The following is an 18423-nucleotide window of genomic DNA, read 5'->3' on the forward strand; positions in this document are numbered from 1 at the left end:
GGGTCAGGAACCGGCCGGGGAGGCGACGGAGGAGTCGTACGGGCCGATCCACTTCTCGTAGATCTTCTTGTAGGTGCCGTCGGCCTTGGCGTCCTTGAGCGCCTTGTTGATGGCGTTCAGCAGGGGCTTGTTGCCCTTCTTGACCGTGAAGCCGTACTGCTCGCCGGTCTTCAGATTGTCGACGATCTTGAACTTGTCCGCGTTGGCCTTGTCCTTCAGCCAGCCCTGCACCACCGGGTAGTCGATGACGACGGCCTGGACCTGGCCGGTGCGCAGGCCGTTGAGGACCGCGTCGGAGGAGGCGAAGGAGACCGGGTCGAGGCCCTTCTTCTTGGCGAAGTCCTCGCCGGTGGTCTGCGCCTGCGCGCCGACCTTCTTGCCCTTGGCGCCCGCCAGCGAGGTGATCCCGCTGTTCTTGGCGACCAGGACGGCCTGGGTGGCCTCGAAGTACGGGTCGGAGAAGTCGACGTTCTTCGCGCGCTCGGCGGTGATCGTCATGCCCGCGGCGGCCAGGTCGCACTGGCCGGAGTTCAGGAAGGCACCCGTCTTGAAGTTCTCGAACGGCGTGTCCATGATCTGCTGCTTGACGCCGAGGTCCTTGGCGACCAGGTCGATCAGGGAGACGTCGAAGCCCTGCACCTTGCCGCCGATCACCGACTGGAACGGCGGGTAGGGCAGGTGGGTGCAGGTGGTCAGCTTTCCGGCCCGGGCGAGGTGGACGCCGCCGGCCGTGGTCTTGCCGCCCCCCGAGTCACCGGAGGAGCAGCCCGCTGCGACGAGGACGAGGCCGGCGGTCGCGGTGGTGGCGGCCAGAAGGCGGGTCCGGCGTCCGAGGAGGGTTTTCATGGGGAGTCTCCTGTGGGGGGAATGAGAGGTTCCGATTATAAGGAGATGTTTGGGGTGCTCAAAACAAACCCATGGCCAAGAGACCGCCGGACCTAAGAACCAACTGGTCGGTGGGCGGTTCGGGCCTGGAGTTACGCTCGTCTCGGCCACCTCCCGGTCGGCCCCCGTGGACTCCTGTGAGCGAAGAGAGCACCGACGTGACCCACCCCTTCCTCGATCTGCCCCCGCTGACCGCGCAGCGCTTCGCCGCCATCGAGGACCGGGTGGCCTGGCTGCTGGACACCCGGCAGGACGTGCTGATCACACAGGGCGAGGCGCTGCTGCCGCTGGAGGGCGCCATCCGCGCGGCGGCCGGTCCGGGCACGGTGGCGCTGAACGTGATCACCGGCCCCTACGGCCAGACCTTCGGCAACTGGCTGCGCGACGCCGGTGCCACGGTGTACGACATCTCGGTCCCCTTCCACACGGCGGTGCGGGCGGAGCAGATCAGCGCCGCGTTCGCCGAGCACCCGGAGATCGACTTCGTCTCCCTGGTGCACGCGGAGGCGGCGACCGGCAACACCAACCCGGTCGCGGAGATCGGCGAGGCGGTGCGGCGGCAGGGCGCCCTCTTCTACCTGGACGCGGTCGCCTCCGTCGGGGCCGAGCCGGTGCTGCCGGACGCCTGGGGCGTGGACCTGTGCGTGATCGGCGCGCAGAAGGCGATGGGCGGGCCGGCGGGCGTGTCGGCGATCTCGGTGAGCGAGCGGGCCTGGGCCCGGATGGCGGCGAACCCGAACGCGCCGCGCCGCTCCTACCTCTCCCTGCTGGACTGGAAGGAGCGCTGGCTGGACGCCGGCCGCACGGCGCTGCCGCACGCCCCGGCGCAGCTGGAGATGCTGGCGCTGGACGCGTGCCTGGAGCGGATCGAGGCGGACGGCCTGGAGACGGTGATGGCCCGCCACCGCGGCGCGGCGCGCGCCACCCGGGCGGGCGCGCTGGCCCTCGGCGGCGGTCTGGAGCCGTACGTCCACGAGGCGGCGGACGCGGCCCCGGTGGCGACGACCCTGCGCGTGCCGTCCTCCCTGGCCGCCTCCGAGCTGGTGGCGCACGCCCTGGCCGCCGACCCCGCGCTGCCGCTGGCCGCGGGCGGTGGCGCCCTGGCCAAGGAGATGATCCGGGTCAACCACTACGGCCCCGACGCCACCCCGGAGGCGGTGGACGCCTGCCTGGCCGCCCTGGGCGCGGCCCTCGCCGAGCAGGGCGCCGCCGTGCACACGGACGACGCGCGCCGGGCCGCGGAGCGGGCCTGGCGGTAGCCACCGGTCCGCGCAGACGACGGCCCGCGCCGCACGGCGCGGGCCGTCGTCGTGTCCCAGGGGCACGCGAATATCCCTCGCAAACAAATCGACGAAACCACCGAAGCCTGAATTCAATTTATTTTCACAATTCTCGCCAATTTACCGGACGGCAGCTTCCCATCTTCTTCTGCCCGCTTTCCGTGAAGCTAAACGGGGCAGTTTTCCGGAACGTTTCCGACGGTTTCCGGGGTGTGACACACTCCACAATGAAGTAACTTTGTCCCACTTTGACGTGGGATAACTCGGGCATTTTGCACGCCCGCCCTGGCGACACCACAGTCGCGGTCGTGCATTTCTTAATTCGCATCGCTAAATTCGTGCCGCATGACTGCCGCACCCGCAGACCTGCTCATCGACCGACCGGCGACGGCGGACGGAGCCGCGCTCTGGCGTCTCGCCAAGGACTCGAAAACCCTCGATCTCAACTCGTCCTACAGCTATCTGCTGTGGTGCCGGGACTTCGCCGGCACCTCGGCGGTGGCGCGCGGTGCGGACGGCACACCCGTCGGTTTCGTCACCGGCTACATACGCCCCGACCGCCCCCGCACCCTGCTCGTCTGGCAGGTCGCCGTGGACTCCGCCCACCGCGGCCACGGCATCGCCGCCGCGCTGCTGGACGGGCTGACCGCGCGCCTCATCGCCGAGCGCGGCATCACCGACGTCGAGACCACCATCACCCCCGGCAACACCGCCTCCGAACGGCTCTTCACCTCGTTCGCCGAGCGGCACGGAGCACCCCTCGCCCGCGAGGTGCTGTTCCCGGCCGAGCTGTTCCCGGACGGCCCGCACGACCCCGAAGTGCTCTACCGGATCGGCCCGTTGACCGAGACCCCCGCCCACTGAGGAGCGAATCACCGTGACCATCACCCAGCCCGACCTCAGCGTCTTCGAGACCCTCGAGTCCGAGGTGCGCAGCTACTGCCGCGGCTGGCCCACCGTGTTCGACCGCGCGCAGGGCAGCCGGCTCTACGACGAGGACGGCCACGCGTACCTCGACTTCTTCGCCGGCGCCGGATCACTCAACTACGGCCACAACAACCCCGTGCTCAAACGGGCGCTGATCGACTACCTGTCCCGGGACGGGATCACCCACGGCCTGGACATGTCGACCACGGCCAAGCGCTCGTTCCTCCAGACCTTCCAGGACCTGGTGCTGCGCCCGCGCGATCTGCCCTACAAGGTCATGTTCCCGGGCCCGACCGGCACCAACGCCGTCGAGTCGGCACTGAAGCTGGCCCGCAAGGTCAAGGGCCGCGAGGCGATCGTCTCCTTCACCAACGCCTTCCACGGCATGTCGCTCGGCTCGCTCGCCGTGACCGGCAACGCCTTCAAGCGGGCCGGCGCCGGCATCCCGCTGGTCCACGGCACCCCGATGCCGTTCGACAACTACTTCGACGGCACCGTCCCGGACTTCCTGTGGTTCGAACGGCTCCTGGAGGACCAGGGCTCCGGCCTGAACAAGCCCGCCGCGGTGATCGTCGAGACCGTGCAGGGCGAGGGCGGCATCAACGTCGCCCGGCCCGAGTGGCTGCGCGCCCTCAAGGAGCTGTGCGAGCGGCAGGACATGCTGCTCATCGTCGACGACATCCAGATGGGCTGCGGCCGCACCGGCGCCTTCTTCTCCTTCGAGGAGTCCGGCATCACCCCGGACATCGTCACGGTCTCCAAATCGATCAGCGGCTACGGCCTGCCGATGTCACTGTGCCTGTTCCGGCCCGAACTGGACGTCTGGGAACCGGGCGAACACAACGGCACCTTCCGCGGCAACAACCCCGCCTTCGTCACCGCCACCGCCGCCCTGGAGACCTACTGGACCGACGGCTCGGCCATGGAGAAGCAGACCCGCACCCGCGGCGAGCAGGTCGAGCAGGCGCTGATCTCCATCACCGAGGAGAACCTCGCCGATGTGAAGGAGTACCGCGGGCGCGGGCTGGTGTGGGGCCTGGAGTTCCACGCCAAGGACCGTGCCGCGCGCGTCGCCCGGCGGGCCTTCGAACTCGGCCTGCTCATCGAGACCTCAGGGCCGGAGAGCGAGGTCGTCAAGCTGCTGCCGGCCCTGACCATCACCCCGGACGAACTGGACGAGGGGCTCAGCGTCCTCGCCCGCGCCGTCCGGGAAACCGCCTGAACCGCAACGCCTACCAGGAGGAAGCACCACCGTGATCGTCCGATCGTTCAAGGACATCGAAGGCACCGACCGGCACATCAAGTCCAAGTCGGGCACCTGGGAGAGCAAGCGCATCGTCCTGGCCAAGGAGCGGGTCGGCTTCTCCGTGCACGAGACCATCCTGTACGCGGGCACCGAGACGCAGATGTGGTACGCCAACCACATCGAGGCCGTCGTCTGCACCAAGGGCGAGGCCGAGCTGACCGACCGCGAGACCGGGAAGACGTACACCATCACGCCCGGCACCATGTACCTCCTGGACGGGCACGAGCGGCACACGCTGCGCGTCAAGGAGGACTTCCACTGCATCTGCGTGTTCAACCCGCCGGTGACCGGGCGGGAGGACCACGACGAGAACGGGGTGTACCCGCTGCTCACCGAGCCCGAGGAGGTGTGAGGACCCATGACCACCGCCACTGTGAAGGACCTCTACCCGACCCGTGGCAGCGCCGAGGTGACCGTGCCGCGCCAGGACCCGGTCGTCTGGGGCTCCCCCGACACGCCGGGACCGATCGCGGCGGCCGACCTCCAGGCGTACGAGCGTGACGGCTTCCTCGCCGTCGACCAGCTGATCGGCCCGGACGAGGTCGAGGTCTACCGCCGCGAGCTGGACCGGCTGGTCGCCGACCCGGCGATCCGCTTCGACGAGCGCTCCATCGTGGAGCCGAAGTCCCAGGAGATCCGCTCGGTCTTCGAGGTGCACCGGATCAGCGAGGTATTCGCGAACCTGGTGCGCGACGAGCGGGTGGTCGGCCGGGCCCGGCAGATCCTCGGCTCCGACGTGTACGTCCACCAGTCCCGGATCAATGTGAAGCCGGGCTTCGGGGCGAGCGGCTTCTACTGGCACTCGGACTTCGAGACCTGGCACGCCGAGGACGGGCTGCCGAACATGCGCACGGTGTCCGTCTCGATCGCGCTGACCGAGAACTACGACACCAACGGCGGCCTGATGATCATGCCGGGCTCGCACCGGACGTTCCTGGGCTGTGCCGGTGAGACGCCCAAGGACAACTACAAGAAGTCGCTCCAGATGCAGGACGCGGGCACCCCGTCCGACGAGGCGCTGACCAAGCTGGCGGGCGAGTACGGCATCCGGCTGTTCACCGGCAAGCCGGGCTCGGCGACCTGGTTCGACTGCAACTGCATGCACGGCTCCGGCGACAACATCACGCCGTACCCGCGCAGCAACGTCTTCATCGTGTTCAACAGCGTGGAGAACGCGGCGGTGGAGCCGTTCGCGGCGCCGGTGCGCCGGCCCGAGTTCATCGGCGCGCGCGACTTCACCCCGGTGCGGTAGGCGCCTTCGATCACCGGGCCGGGGCCGCCGCGTGTGGGACGGGCGGCCCCGGCCCGGCCATGTCTCAGCCGGCCAGCACGTCGAGCAGCCGGTCCACGTCCGCCGCCGTGTTGTACAGGTGGAAGGACGCGCGCAGGTTGCCCGCCCGGTTGGAGACCTCGATGCCGGCCCGGCTCAGCTCCGGCTGCCTGCCGCCGAGTCCGGGCACGGAGACGATCGCCGAGCCGGGGGCGGGCAGCGGCTCGTGTCCGAGCCCGGCGAGCCCGCGCCGGAAGCGGTCGGCGAGGGCCAGGTCGTGCGCGTGCACGGCGGCCACGCCCAGCTCCTCGAACAGGGTGAGCGAGCTGTACACCCCGGTGTAGGTGAACAGGCCGGGGCTGACGTCGAACCGGCGGGCGGAGTGGGCGAGTTCGGCGACCGGTCCGTAGCAGCTGTCCCACGGCTGCTCGGCCGCGACCCAGCCCGCGAGCAGCGGGGTCAGCTCGCCGAAGTCCTCCGGGACCACGAGGAAGGCCGCCCCGTGCGGGCCGAGCAGCCACTTGAAGGTGGTCGCCACCGTGTAGTCGTGGTCGTCCGCGTCCACGGGCAGCCAGCCGGCGGCCTGGGAGAAGTCGACGTAGGTGCGCGCGCCATGGGTGCGGGCCGCCTCGCGCAGCGCGGGCAGGTCGGCGATCCGGCCGTCGGCGGACTGGGCGGCGCTCACCGCGACCAGCGCGGTGCCGGGCCGCACGGACTCCGCGAGCCGCTCCAGCGGCACCGCGCGCACCTTGAGGTCGCCGCGCACATGGAAGGGGTTCACCACCGAGGTGAACTCGTCCTCGGCGGTGAGGACTTCGGCGCCCGCGGGCAGCGCGGCCGCGATCAGACCGGTCTGGGCGGCGACGGACGGACCGGCCGCCACCCGGGTGACCGGGACCCCGGCGAGGCGGGCGAAGGCGGCCCGGGCGTGCTCGACGTTCTCGAACAGCGGGTCCAGCGGCCGCCCCTCGGCCCGCAGCTCCGCCGCCTCCCGCAGGGCGGTGACGGTGCGGGCCGGGAGCAGGCCGCTGGTCGCGGTGTTCAGATAGGTGTTCTTCGGGCGGAACTCGGCGCGGACGAGGCTCTCGAAGGTCTCCATGAGCCCACTGTGCGGGCCCGCGCGGGCCCCGTCCATTGCGCCCTGTCCTGGGTAGCCGCCAAGGTCCGCTTATACGACCGCCGCGGCCTGCGGTTTCAGCCCTGCCGCGGAACCGCGCACCCGTCCGGGCCGCACGCCTCGGCGTCCTGCTGGTCGACCGGCTTCAGCGGGGTCTGCTCGCCCCAGGCCTGGGTGAGCGCCTGGGTGAACACCTCGGCGGGCTGGGCGCCGGAGACGCCGTAGGTGCGGTCGAGGACGAAGAAGGGCACACCGGTCGCCCCGAGCCGGGCGGCCTCGCGCTCGTCGGCGCGGACCGCGTCGGCGTAGGCCTCCGGGTCGGCGAGCACCGCGCGCGTCCGGTCGGCGTCCAGCCCGGCCTCCACAGCCAGCTCCACCAGCCGCTCGTCGCCCTCGGCGAAGACCGACCGTTCCTCGGCGAAGTTGGCCCGGTACAGGATCTGGATCAGCTCGTCCTGCCTGCCGTGCTCCTTGGCGAGGTGCAGCAGGCGGTGCATGTCGAAGGTGTTGCCGTGGTCGCGGCCCCGGGTGCGGTAGTCCAGGCCCTCCGCGGCGGCCTGGGCGCCCAGGTTGTCCTCGCCTGCCTCGGCCTGCGCCTCGCTCATGCCGTACTTCCTGGTCAGCATGGTGAGCACGGATTCCACGTCGCCCTTGGCACGGCCCGGGTCCAGCTCGAAGGAGCGGTGCACCACCTCGACCTCGTCGCGGTGCGGGAAGGCGGCGAGCGCCTTCTCGAAGCGGGCCTTGCCCACGTAGCACCAGGGGCAGGCGATGTCGCTCCAGATCTCGACGCGCATGTCTTCCGTTCTCTCCAGGTCGTACGGGTGCGGAGCCGCTCTCCGCCCGGTACGTGAACGTTCACATGCCGCTGGTCATTCCGACGGCGGCACGGCGTACCGCAGGAAGAGGTGGTGGTCGCCCTCGGCCGGCGGGTTCTCCGGGTCCGGCACCCAGCCCTGCCGGGCGTAGAAGCCCTGGGCCCGCAGGTTGTCCACGTGGACGTCGAGCACGGCGGTGCGCCGCCTTCCGGCCCGCCATTCCCCGACGCAGGCCGCGTGCAGGGCGGTGCCGATGCCGGCCCGCCAGCGGGCGGGGTCGACATGGAACTGGAACAGCTTGACGGTGTCCGCGCCCGCCCCGTCCGGGGTGCGGAAGGAGGCGATCCCGACGAGCCGCCCGTCCCGCAGGGCGCACAGCACCCGCCCGTCCGGGCGCTCGATGGATCCGCGCCACGCCTCCACCCAGTCGAAGTCCGCCTGCGGCACCCCGTCCGGGTAGTAGGTCGAGCGTGCCCGCAGGTGCAGCTCGGCGATGGCGTCGGCCTCGGCGGGCAGCGCGGCGCGGATCCGCAGGCTGCCCCGGTCGTCTCGTACGGTGGTCATGCGGCAGGGGACGTCCGCCCGGGCCCCCGCGGTTCCTACCGCTCCAGGACTCCCTTGAACCGCCGGGGGACGCCGAGCGGGTTGTCGTCCCGCAGCTCGGGCGGCAGCAGGGCCGGCGGGGTGTTCTGGTAGGCGACCGGGCGCAGCCAGCGCTCGATCGCCGTACCGCCCACCGACGTCGACGTGGAGGTGCTGGCCGGGTAGGGGCCGCCGTGGTGCTGGGCGGGGGCCACGGCGACGCCGGTCGGCCAGGCGTCGACGACCACGCGGCCGGCCAGGGTGGTGAGCAGGGCGAGGAGTTCACCGGCCGTGCCCGCTCCGCCGGCCTCCTCGGCGGAGAGGTGGACCGTGGCCGAGAGGGTGCCGGGCAGCCGGGACAGGACGGCCGTGGCCTGTGCCTCGTCGGTGTAGCGGGCGACCACCGTGACCGGGCCGAAGCACTCCTCCAGGAGCAGGTCGTGCGGCCCCGCCGCGGTCAGCCTGCTCGCCGGCACCGTCAGGAAGCCCGCGCTGACCAGGTGCTCGCCGCAGGCGCCCGGGGTCACCGGGGACGCCACGTCGGGCAGGGCGGCGCGCTCGCGGACCCCGGCGACGAAGGCGTCCCGGATGCGGGCATCGAGCGGCACCCCGGCCTCGGTGGCGCTCACCGCGTCGGTCAGGTGCTTGAGCACGCCGTCGCCCGCCGCCCCGGAGGGCACCAGGGCCAGGCCGGGCTTCACACAGAACTGGCCGACGCCGAGGGTGGCCGAGGCGGCCAGGCCGGTACCCAGTTCCTCGGCGCGCTCGGCCGCCGCGGCCTCGGTGATCAGGACCGGGTTGAGCGAGCCCAGTTCGCCGTGGAAGGGGATCGGCACCGGGCGCGCGGCGGCGGCGTCGTACAGGGCGCGCCCGCCGCGCGGCGAGCCGGTGAAGCCCGCGGCGGCGACCAGCGGGTGCCCGATCAGTTCGACGCCCGCGTCGAAGCCGTGCACCAGGCCGAGGACGCCCTCGGGGATGCCGTGTTCGGCGGCGGCCCGGCGCAGCACCTTGGCGACCAGTTCGGACAGGGCCGGGTGGTCCGGGTGGGCCTTGACGACGACCGGGCAGCCCGCGGCGAGCGCGCTCGCGGTGTCGCCGCCCGCGACGGAGAAGGCGAAGGGGAAGTTGGACGCGCCGTAGACGGCCACGACGCCGAGCGGCACCTTCCAGCGGCGCAGGTCCGGGACGGGCGGGGTGGCGGCGGGGTCCGGGTGGTCGATGACGACGTCCAGGAAGGCGCCCTCCTCGACGATGTCCGCGAAGGCCCGCAACTGGTAGGCCGTACGGGCGAGTTCGCCGTTCAGCCGGACCGGGCCCAGCGCGGTCTCGGCGTCGGCGGTCTCCACCAGGCCCTCCCGGGCCGCCTCCAGGCCCGCGGCGGCCGAGCGCAGGAAGGCGGAGCGGACGGCGCGCCGGGCGAGGGCGCCGCGCGCTGCGTGCGCCGCCCGGACGACCGCGTCCACCTCCTGGGCCGTGGCCTCGACCGCGACCTGTTCCCGCCGCTTCCCGGTACGCGGGTCGACACTCCAGACTGGTGCTGCTGCCACCGCGGGTCCCTCCCAAAAGGCCGCACTTGACCGGGTCAGCCCGAGCACGCCGTTCGCTATGCTGAACGGCGTTTCTGATGCTGAACATGCTGCTCGGAGACTGTATATCTCAGGTCCTCGTCGAATCGAAGGGGTCAAGGGCGATGACGGCAGGCGACGCGGGGGGCGGGGCGCAGGTCAAGTCCGCGGTACGGACGGTCGAACTGCTGGAGTACTTCGCCGACCACCCCGGAACGCACTCCCTCGCGGCCGTCCAGGAGGCCGTCGGCTACCCCAAGTCCAGCCTGTACATGCTGCTGCGCACCCTGGTCGAGCTGGGCTGGGTGGAGACGGACGCGACGGGCACGCGGTACGGCATCGGGGTGCGGGCGCTGCTGGTGGGCACCTCGTACATCGACGGCGACGAGGTGGTGGCCGCCGCCCGCCCGGCCCTGGACCGGCTCTCCGAGGACACCACGGAGACCATCCACCTGGCCCGCCTCGACGGCACCGACGTCGTCTACCTGGCCACCCGCCAGTCCCAGCACTATCTGCGCCCCTTCACCCGGGTCGGGCGCCGGCTCCCGGCCCACTCCACCTCCCTGGGCAAGGCGATCCTCGCCACGTACGACGACGAGGAGGTGCGCAAGATGCTGCCCGAGACCCTGCCGGCGCTCACCGAGCACACCCTCACCGACCGGGAGGAGCTGATCGAGGAGCTGCGCCAGGTGCGCGAGCGGGGCTTCGCGGTCGACCGCGAGGAGAACACGGTGGGGCTGCGCTGCTTCGGCGTGGCCATCCCGTACCGCACCCCGGCGCGCGACGCCGTCAGCTGCTCGGTCCCGGTGGCCCGGCTGACGCCCGCCCATGAGCGGACGATCAAGGACGCGCTGTCCGACGCGCGCGAACGGCTGGCGCTGGCGACGCGGAGGCTGTGAGCGCGGCGAGCGCCGCACGCGGCCCGGCCGTCGTAGTCTCGGGCCCCATGGAGATCGCGCTGCGGATGGTGGAGGACGAGGATCTGCCGGTGTTCTTCCGGCAGATGACGGACCCGGAGTCGCTCCGGATGGCCGCGTTCGGCCCGCAGGACCCGACCGACCGGGACGCCTTCGAGGCGCGCCTCAAGCGCGTGCGGGCCTCCGGCGACGTGCTGCGCACCGTGCTGGCCGACGGACGGGTGGCCGGCAGCGCGGCGGTCTACGGCGAGCCCGGCGAGCGCGAGGTGACGTACTGGATCGACCGCGGGTACTGGGGTCGGGGCGTGGCGACGGCCGCGCTGCGGGCGCTGCTCGCCGAGGTCCCGGAGCGGCCGCTGTACGCGCGGGCGGCGGCGGACAACGCCGCCTCGCTGCGGGTCCTCGCCAAGTGCGGCTTCCGTGAGACCGCCCGCGCCCGGGGCTTCGCCAACGGCCGGGGCCGGGAGATCGACGAGGTGGTGCTCGTCCTGGCCGCCGGTGCGCGGGACGAGACGGACACCTGACCGCAAGATGAGCGGACGATGAGAAATCGACCGGAGGGGAACGTTCCGCCCGTACGGCTCGTCTCTCGGTCGGGATGAACAAGACGATCAGGCGGGTGTCCGTCTTCGCGCTGCTGCTCGTGCTCGCCCTGCTGGTGCGGGCGACCTGGGTGCAGTTCTACGACGGCAAGGCCCTCGCGGACGACACTTCGAACCGGCGCAACGCGATCGAGACGTACTCGCGGCCGCTGGGGAACATCATCGTGGCCGGGAACGCGATCACCGGCTCCGCCAGGACGAAGGGAGGCGACCTCGCGTACAAGCGGACCTACACGGATGGCGCGCTGTACGCGGCGGTGACCGGCTACGCGTCACAGGCCTACGCGCCCACGCAGCTGGAGGGCATCTACACGGACCTGCTCAACGGCACCGATCCCCGGCTCAAGACGGTGATGGACACCCTGACCGGCGAGCGGGCCGACCCCGGGGACGTGGTCACCACCATCGACCCGGCCGTGCAGAAGGCGGGTTACCGCGCCCTCGGCGGCAAGAAGGGCGGCGCCGTCGCGATCGACCCCAGGACCGGCCGCATCCTCGCGGTGGTCTCCACGCCGTCGTACGATCCCTCGGCCCTCACCGACGCCAACACGGCCGGGCCGTCCTGGCAGCGGCTCAACGCGGACCCGGACAAGCCGCTGACCAACCGCGCGCTGCGCCAGCCGCTGCCGCCGGGCTCCACGTTCAAGCTGGTGGTGGCCTCGGCCGCGCTGGAGAGCGGGCTGTACAAGGACGTGGACCAGCACACCGACAGCCCCAATCCGTACCGGCTGCCGGGCACCGTGCGCGACATGGACAACGAGAACCCCGCGGCGCCCTGCGCGAACGCCTCCATCCGGGTCGCCCTCCAGTACTCCTGCAACAACGTGTTCGCCAAGATGGCCGTCGACCTCGGGCAGGACAAGGTGCGGGCCATGGCCGAGAAGTTCGGCTTCAACGACGACCACCAGGACGTGCCGGTGCGCGCGTACACCAGTGTCTACCCCACCGGCATGGACGCGTCCTCGACCGGTCTGACGGGCATCGGCCAGTACGACGTCACCGCGACCCCGCTGCAGATGGCCATGGTGTCCGCGGCGCTCGCCAACGGCGGTGAGCTGGTCTCCCCGCACATGGTGTCCCGGACCGTCGACAGCGGCGGTGACGTGGTGCAGGACTACGACGGCCACACCGGCACCAAGCGGATCGTCAGCGCCCGGACCGCCGCCCAGCTCCAGTCGGCCATGGAGACCGTGGTGAAGGACGGCACCGGCACCAACGCGCTGATCGACGGGGTGACCGTCGGCGGCAAGACGGGTACCGCGCAGCACGGCGAGAACAACAGCAAGACCCCGTACGCCTGGTTCACCGCGTTCGGCAAGTCCGACAGCACCGGCAAGGAGGTGGCCGTCGCGGTGATGGTCGAGCAGTCGGACGCGGCGCGCTCGGAGGTCAGCGGCAACGGGCTGGCGGCGCCGGTGGCCAGGGCGATGATGGCGGCGGCGCTGAAGGGCTGAGGACGGCCGCGCCCCCGCCGCGGCGCCGTGCGCGCGGGCGGGGGCGGTGGCCGCCGGGAGGTTCCGGGGGTTCCGGGGTCCTGGCGGCAGGCTCCGGAGACGGCCGGGTGGCCTCAGCCGACGAAGTACGTCGGGTTCGGCAGCTTGTACGTGCGGCCCGTGTAGCCGCCGTCCAGGTCCGAGTACTGGTCGCCGAAGTCGGCGATGAAGGTGTAGCCGAGGTCGTCCTCGATGTGCTTGCGGGTGCCGGCCTTGTACTGGACGGTGGTGCAGGTCCAGGTGCCCGGCGTGGCGCAGTCCTTCAGGTAGGCCGGCGGGTTGGCCGAGTTCTTGAGGAACATGTGCCCGGCGTCCAGGTTCACATCGGCGCCGACCTTCTTCAGGTTGGCGACCGCGGCACCGCGCTGGGCCTCGGTGAGACCGGAGTTGTAGAAGACCTCGACGCCCTTGGACCGGGCGTAGCGGATCAGCTCGGGGCTGCCGAAGACGGCGGGGCGGTCGGCCCGGTTGACGTAGTCGTTCCAGGTGGCCGAGTTGTAGCCGTAGTTGTTGCGCTTCTCGTAGTCGAGGCTCAGCAGCACGGTGTCGTCGATGTCGAACATGACGGCCGGCTTCTGGTGGTGCTTGCGCGCGGTGTGGGCGGCCTGGTCGATGTACTTCCTGGCGTCCGCGTCGATGCGCGCGAGGTCCTTGGCGTACGGGCTGTCCGGGGACGCCTGGTAGACGCCGTTGGCGTCGGCGGTGGTGCCGTAGTAGGTGTCGATGTCCTTCGTCAGGAGCCCGATGTTGTAGGGCTCGTGCGTGGAGTTGGCGGTGGACTGGCCGGCGGTGGCCGCGCCCGCGCCGTACAGCGCGGCACCGGCGACGACGCAGGCGGCACCGACGGCAGCCGCTCTGAGGGACTTCCGCATGGATTCTCCGGATCTGGTGGATGGAGTGATGTACCAGGTCACGGATTGTCTACGCACATAACAACCGGTTCGGCGAGGCCTGTTACCCGATCGATACGGACGTCTTTTTCCAGCCACACCGGCCCGCTGTGACGGAACTCCGGGTTCCGGTACGGCCGTCGGGGCATCCCGGGGTCTTCCCCGCCGTCTTCACGGCACGGGCGTGACCGCGGCCACGACGAGGACCGCCGGCGGCGGCACCAGCGCCGCGGGCGCCGGCCGGGCTGCCGCCCGGCCGGCGTCGCCTCCCCGCCCCCGCCCTCACCCCACCGGGCTCCACTCCCTCTCCCGGCCGCTGAGGCCGAGGGCCCTGTCCAGGAGGGGGGCTGTGGCGGGGGTCGGGACGGCCGGGGCGAAGATGCCGCCGCCACGGATGGGGTCCGCCGCCGCGGCGAGGAGGAAGGAGTGGGCGGACTTAAGGGCGGCCGGGTCCGGGGTGTAGGGGCGGCCGGTGGCGCGGGCGAGGTCCCAGCCGTGGATCACCAGTTCGTCGGCGACCACCGCACCCGCGACCTCGCCCGGCAGGTCCACCCCGCCCGCACGGGTCGTACCGGTCCAGGCGGCCGGATCACGCCAGGCGTCGGCCAGTTCGTCCAGCGCCCGGGGCAGCTCGGCGCGCCAGCCGGGGGCCAGCTCCGGGAGGGCGGCGTCCGGGCTGGTGTCGGTGGTGGGGCCCAAGTCCTTGCGGGCGGCGTCGCGGAAGGCGACGGACAGCCCGTGCAGGTGGCCCAGCAGCTCCCGCACCGCGTACCGCGGGCAGGGGGTCGGGGCCGTCAGCTGCTCGTCGGTGACCGCCGCCGCCAGCCGGGCCACCAGGCGGGTCTGCGGACCCAGGTCGATCGGGGTCGTGGTCATGGCCTACTCCTTCGGAGGGACGCGGTACGCGGTCGTACCTATGGGGATGACCGATCGGCGCCCCGGAACTCATCGGCGAATAGGGCATCTGCCCGATCCGCGCGGCCCCTCCTCAGATCCACGATGGTTCGGCATGACGACCTCTTCGACCGTGCTCCGCGTGCTGCGCGACGGCAATGCGGGCCGGTACCTGACGGGCCTGGTGGTGAACGCGTTCGGCACCTCCGCGCTGTGGCTGGCCTCCGGTGTCTGGGTGAAGGAGCTCACCGGGTCCGACGGGCTGGCGGGGCTGTGCATGCTCGCGCTGTGGGCGCCCACGCCGGCCGGCCCGGTGCTGGGCACCCTCGCCGACCGCGTGCGCCGCAAACCGCTGATCATCACCGTGAACCTGATCATGGCGGCCCTGCTCCTCACCCTCTTCGCCGTCGACTCCCCCGGCCGGGTGTGGCTGCTCTTCGCGGTGCTGGTCCTGTACGGCACCGCCGGCGTGCTCACCGACGCGGCGGAGGCGGCCCTGGTCACCGACGTGGTCCCGGCCGGCCTGCTCGGCGACTTCAACGGGCTGCGGACGACCGTCACGGAGGGCATGAAGCTCGTCGCCCCGCTCACCGGGGCGGGCCTGTACGCGGCCTTCGGCGGTCCGGCCGTCGCCTGTCTGGACGCGGGCACCTTCGTCGTCACCGCCGTACTGTGCGCCCTGCTGCGCGTGCGGGAGAGCGGGCCGGCACCCACGGACGGCGGCGCCCGGCGCGGCCGCACCGCCGAGGGTGTGCGCTATCTGTGGGGCCATGCCGGACTGCGCGCCCTGGTCCTGGCCGGCGGTACGACGATGCTGGTCGGCTCCCTGTGCGCGCCGACGCTGTACGCCGTGGTCGACCGCCTCGGCCACTCCCCCGCCTACACGGGCGTGCTCTACGCCGTCCAGGGCGCGGGTTCGGTGGCGGTCGGGCTGGTCACCGGCCCCGCGCTGCGCGGGCTCGGCGACCGGGGGTTCGCAGCGGCGGGGATCGCGCTGACCGGGCTCGCGGTGCTGGTGCGGGCCCTACCGTGGGACGCGGCGGCCCTCGCGGCCTCCCTGGCGGCCGGTCTGGGCCTGCCGTGCGTGCTGATCGCCGCGCTCACCGCCGTCCAGCGGGAGACCCCCGGCCCGCTGCTCGGCCGGGTCACGGCCACCGCGAACACGCTGATGTTCACGCCGAACGTCATAGGCCTCGCGGTCGGCGCCGCACTGGTCGAACTCGCCCGCCCCGCACTGCTGTTGCCCTGTTACGGCATCGCGCTGCTCCTCACCGCCGTCCCGCTCGTTCAGCGCGCCGCCAGCGCCTCGCGCACCGCCGCGAGATCCGCGTCCGACGCCAACCCGGCGTGATACAGCCGCAGTTCGGTCGCGCCGGCCGCGCGGGCCCGGGCCGCGTCCGCCGCGAGGGTGGCGGGGCTGCCGCCCATCCCGGTGACCACGGTGAAGTTGGCGGCCAGCACGGTCCGCTCGCGGGCGTGCGCGGCGAACGGCGCCAGCAGATCCGTACCGCCGGCGCAGGGGACGACGACGCCGTCGGCCACGGAGAGGACGTGCGCCGGATCGACCCCCGCGTTGGCGCCGCAGCGGTGGGAGAAGGGGTCGGCGTGCAGCAGCACCTGGAAGCCCTCGGGCGCGGCGGCGCGCACGGCGGCCACGGCCTCCTCCTGGAGGGTGCGGGCGGTCCGCTCCCGCCAGGCCAGCGTGGCGGCGGCCGTCGAGGCGCCGAGCAGTTCCGCGAGGGTCGGCAGGCCCCGGTCGGCCACCGCACCCCGCCACAGCGGCTCCAGCGCGACCCGGACGGCGGCGGCCAGTTCCTCGGGGTCCAGCCCCTGTTCGCCGTAGCCCGTGCGGCAGTGCGGGCAGAAGCACAGGGACATCAGGTACTCCCCGGCCTCCCCCAGGGCGACGCCGGAGATCTTGTCGTGGGCGTGCAGGTGCCGCAGCCCGTACCAGCCGAGGGACTCCAGCTCGGTGCCCTGCGCCCCGGGGCGTACCGCGGCCTCGGCGGCCAGGTCGGTGAGGTAGGCGCGGGTGGCGGGCCCGGCGATGCAGGGCGCCCAGGGGTAGGGGTCGCCGTAGGCGTTGACGACCGAGGTGTCCGGGTGCTCCGCGCCCAGCCGGGAGTTGTGCGCGAGCACCACCCAGCTGTGCACCGCGAGACCGGCGTCGGCCAGCGCCCGCGCCGCCTCGCCGTAGGCGTCGCCGGGAGCCCAGCGGCCCGCGGGGTACGGGCGCAGGGCGCGGCCGGCCCAGCGCGCGCCCGGCGGGTAGAGGACGGCCGCGTGCTCGGCGGTGACGATCCGGTGCCGGGGGTGGCGCGGGGTCAGGGCGCGGGTGGAGTGGTAGGCGGCGGCGAGGGTCACCTGTTCGACGCCGAGGGAGGCGATGCGCGCCGGGGCGTCGGGGTCCCCGTTGACGTCCCAGGGGTAGACGAACGCGGAGGCCTTCACGTGTGCTCCTCGTGGTCGCGGAGGCGGTCGCGGTGGCCGTCGCCCGTGCCCGTACGGGCACGGCGGGCGTCCGGGCCGGGGCCGCTGGGGCCGAGCCGGGCGGCCAGGGGCGAGGACGTCACGGGCGCTCCCATCGGATCGGTGCCGGAGCCGGAGCCGGACCGACGTACGTACATTCTGCTGACCGATGTCCATATGTGTGAACGGCCTCACGCTAAGGGGCCCGGTCAGAGCCGGTCAAGGAAGGGGAACCACGGCCCCGCGCAGGGCCGTTGAGCCGAGGAGCCGAACAGGGCGAACCGGACCTCACGGACCCGGCCCGAAACCGCCTGGACGGACCCTTCGTCACCGACCCGCCGATCCGGCCGTACCGAGCCCCGGAGGGGGCCGGTGCCCGTGCGGGCGGTGAACGGGCCCGCCCCGGACCGGATTCGGGCGCTGGAGACGCCCGTTTCCACACCTGCCTTCACGCCCGTGCAGGTCCGCGGCGGGCACACCGCTCGGCAAACGGGCCCAACCGGGCAGCATCGGGCAGGCAACAGGCCTGGTCAGGGCGGCGGACCGGAGGTACAACTTCCCCCATGGGCCCGAACGGGCAGCTTTCGGGGAGGTGAGTGACCGGATGACCAGGACGGCGGAGGAACGCCGGCACGAGATCGTGCGGGCGGCGCGCGCCACCGGCTCGGTCGACGTCACCGCGCTCGCCGCCGAGTTGGGCGTGGCCAAGGAGACCATCCGGCGCGATCTGCGCTCCCTGGAGGACCACGGGCTGGTCCGCCGCACCCATGGCGGGGCCTACCCGGTGGAGAGCGCCGGCTTCGAGACCACGCTGGCCTTCCGGTCCACCAGCCAGGTGCCCGAGAAGCGCCGGATCGCCGCCGCGGCGGCCGAGTTGCTCGGCGACGCCGAGACGGTCTTCGTCGACGAGGGCTTCACCCCCCAGCTCATCGCCGAGGCACTGCCCGGGGACCGGCCGCTGACCGTGGTCACCGCGTCCCTGCCGGTCGCGGGCGCGCTCGCCGGGGCGGACCACATCCAGGTGCTGCTGCTCGGCGGCCGGGTGCGGTCCGGCACGCTGGCCACCGTCGACCACTGGACGACGCGGATGCTGTCCGGGTTCGTCCTCGACCTCGCCTACATCGGGGCCAACGGCATCTCCCGCGAACACGGCCTGACCACGCCCGATCCCGCGGTCGGCGAGGTCAAGGCGCAGGCGATACGGGCGGCGCGGCGCACCGTGTTCGCGGGGGTGCACACCAAGTTCGGCGCGGTGAGTTTCTGCCGGTTCGCGGAGGTCGGCTCGCTGGAGGCGATCGTGACGAGCACCCTCCTCCCGGCGGCCGAGGCCCACCGTTACGCCCTGCTGGGCCCGCAGGTCATCCGGGTCTGAAGGTCCAGCCCCCACCCCACAAGGGCATTCCCTGTC

The 18423-nt window shown here is 72.5% G+C and carries 19 protein-coding genes; 10 read left to right on the plus strand and 9 right to left on the minus strand.

Annotation, left to right across the window (positions count from 1 at the left end; all coding sequences use genetic code 11):
• Positions 1-3: 3 nt before the first annotated feature.
• Positions 4-846, minus strand: coding sequence for a basic amino acid ABC transporter substrate-binding protein (locus ACSP97_RS09340; RefSeq protein WP_440557109.1), 843 nt, complete (start codon positions 844-846; stop codon positions 4-6).
• A 197-nt stretch (positions 847-1043) separates the two neighbouring features.
• Between ACSP97_RS09340 and ACSP97_RS09345 the strand changes: the two genes are divergently transcribed.
• The 5 genes from ACSP97_RS09345 to thpD all read left to right on the plus strand — a co-directional run bounded on the left by ACSP97_RS09345 (position 1044) and on the right by thpD (position 5650).
• A complete protein-coding gene (locus tag ACSP97_RS09345; protein ID WP_440558386.1) occupies positions 1044-2144 on the plus strand; it encodes an aminotransferase class V-fold PLP-dependent enzyme in 1101 nt (366 codons plus the stop codon).
• Between the two features lie 366 nt (positions 2145-2510).
• Positions 2511-3029: a diaminobutyrate acetyltransferase gene (gene ectA / locus ACSP97_RS09350; protein WP_355153300.1), complete on the plus strand. Its 519-nt coding sequence runs from the start codon at positions 2511-2513 to the stop codon at positions 3027-3029.
• A gap of 13 nt (positions 3030-3042) precedes the next feature.
• Positions 3043-4314, plus strand: a complete 1272-nt coding sequence (gene ectB / locus ACSP97_RS09355; protein ID WP_074991978.1) for a diaminobutyrate--2-oxoglutarate transaminase — start codon at positions 3043-3045, stop codon at positions 4312-4314.
• Between the two features lie 31 nt (positions 4315-4345).
• The gene (locus tag ACSP97_RS09360) at positions 4346-4750 is read left to right on the plus strand and encodes an ectoine synthase (protein ID WP_070025367.1); all 405 of its coding nucleotides are present in this window, start codon (positions 4346-4348) and stop codon (positions 4748-4750) included.
• Positions 4751-4756: 6 nt separating this feature from the next.
• A complete protein-coding gene (thpD, locus tag ACSP97_RS09365) occupies positions 4757-5650 on the plus strand; it encodes an ectoine hydroxylase (RefSeq protein WP_355153301.1) in 894 nt (297 codons plus the stop codon).
• A gap of 64 nt (positions 5651-5714) precedes the next feature.
• Here the strand turns inward: thpD and ACSP97_RS09370 are convergent, their stop codons facing one another.
• The 4 genes from ACSP97_RS09370 to ACSP97_RS09385 form a co-directional block, all read right to left on the minus strand.
• Positions 5715-6767 (minus strand): aminotransferase class V-fold PLP-dependent enzyme, encoded by a 1053-nt coding sequence (locus tag ACSP97_RS09370; RefSeq protein WP_355153303.1) that lies wholly within the window; start codon positions 6765-6767, stop codon positions 5715-5717.
• Positions 6768-6862: 95 nt separating this feature from the next.
• Positions 6863-7582: a DsbA family oxidoreductase gene (locus ACSP97_RS09375; protein ID WP_440557111.1), complete on the minus strand. Its 720-nt coding sequence runs from the start codon at positions 7580-7582 to the stop codon at positions 6863-6865.
• A gap of 75 nt (positions 7583-7657) precedes the next feature.
• Entirely contained in the window at positions 7658-8167 is a 510-nt protein-coding gene (locus ACSP97_RS09380; RefSeq protein WP_440557113.1) for an N-acetyltransferase family protein, read from the minus strand.
• A 35-nt stretch (positions 8168-8202) separates the two neighbouring features.
• On the minus strand, positions 8203-9732 hold the full coding sequence (locus ACSP97_RS09385) for an aldehyde dehydrogenase (NADP(+)) (RefSeq protein ID WP_388288039.1): 1530 nt from the start codon (positions 9730-9732) through the stop codon (positions 8203-8205).
• Between the two features lie 143 nt (positions 9733-9875).
• On the opposite strand from ACSP97_RS09385, the gene ACSP97_RS09390 reads away from it, so the two are divergent.
• The 3 genes from ACSP97_RS09390 (at position 9876) to ACSP97_RS09400 (ending at position 12723) form a co-directional block, all read left to right on the plus strand.
• Complete coding sequence (locus tag ACSP97_RS09390) at positions 9876-10649, plus strand: IclR family transcriptional regulator (protein ID WP_355153309.1); 774 nt, start codon at positions 9876-9878, stop codon at positions 10647-10649.
• 47 nt (positions 10650-10696) lie between these two features.
• Positions 10697-11191 (plus strand): GNAT family N-acetyltransferase, encoded by a 495-nt coding sequence (locus tag ACSP97_RS09395; RefSeq protein WP_355153311.1) that lies wholly within the window; start codon positions 10697-10699, stop codon positions 11189-11191.
• A gap of 74 nt (positions 11192-11265) precedes the next feature.
• The gene (locus tag ACSP97_RS09400; RefSeq protein WP_355153313.1) at positions 11266-12723 is read left to right on the plus strand and encodes a peptidoglycan D,D-transpeptidase FtsI family protein; all 1458 of its coding nucleotides are present in this window, start codon (positions 11266-11268) and stop codon (positions 12721-12723) included.
• Positions 12724-12836: 113 nt separating this feature from the next.
• On the opposite strand, the gene ACSP97_RS09405 is transcribed toward ACSP97_RS09400, so the two are convergent.
• Entirely contained in the window at positions 12837-13634 is a 798-nt protein-coding gene (locus ACSP97_RS09405; protein WP_358303862.1) for an HAD family acid phosphatase, read from the minus strand.
• A 300-nt stretch (positions 13635-13934) separates the two neighbouring features.
• On the minus strand, positions 13935-14528 hold the full coding sequence (locus ACSP97_RS09410; protein ID WP_391869891.1) for a TIGR03086 family metal-binding protein: 594 nt from the start codon (positions 14526-14528) through the stop codon (positions 13935-13937).
• Positions 14529-14661: 133 nt separating this feature from the next.
• Between ACSP97_RS09410 and ACSP97_RS09415 the strand changes: the two genes are divergently transcribed.
• Positions 14662-15897: an MFS transporter gene (locus tag ACSP97_RS09415; protein ID WP_440557117.1), complete on the plus strand. Its 1236-nt coding sequence runs from the start codon at positions 14662-14664 to the stop codon at positions 15895-15897.
• On the opposite strand, the gene ACSP97_RS09420 is transcribed toward ACSP97_RS09415, so the two are convergent.
• Together ACSP97_RS09420 and ACSP97_RS09425 are read right to left on the minus strand one after the other, a co-directional pair.
• A complete protein-coding gene (locus tag ACSP97_RS09420) occupies positions 15834-16997 on the minus strand; it encodes a hypothetical protein (protein ID WP_355323203.1) in 1164 nt (387 codons plus the stop codon). The genes ACSP97_RS09415 and ACSP97_RS09420 overlap by 64 nt on opposite strands.
• Complete coding sequence (locus ACSP97_RS09425) at positions 16994-17119, minus strand: hypothetical protein (protein ID WP_355323206.1); 126 nt, start codon at positions 17117-17119, stop codon at positions 16994-16996. The genes ACSP97_RS09420 and ACSP97_RS09425 overlap by 4 nt, the downstream gene beginning before the upstream one ends.
• Positions 17120-17619: 500 nt before the next feature.
• Between ACSP97_RS09425 and ACSP97_RS09430 the strand changes: the two genes are divergently transcribed.
• Positions 17620-18387 (plus strand): DeoR/GlpR family DNA-binding transcription regulator, encoded by a 768-nt coding sequence (locus ACSP97_RS09430; protein WP_355323209.1) that lies wholly within the window; start codon positions 17620-17622, stop codon positions 18385-18387.
• Positions 18388-18423: the final 36 nt, after the last annotated feature.

This window comes from Streptomyces sp. SCPE 10 (genome assembly GCF_051980735.1).
Lineage (GTDB): Bacteria > Actinomycetota > Actinomycetes > Streptomycetales > Streptomycetaceae > Streptomyces > Streptomyces misionensis.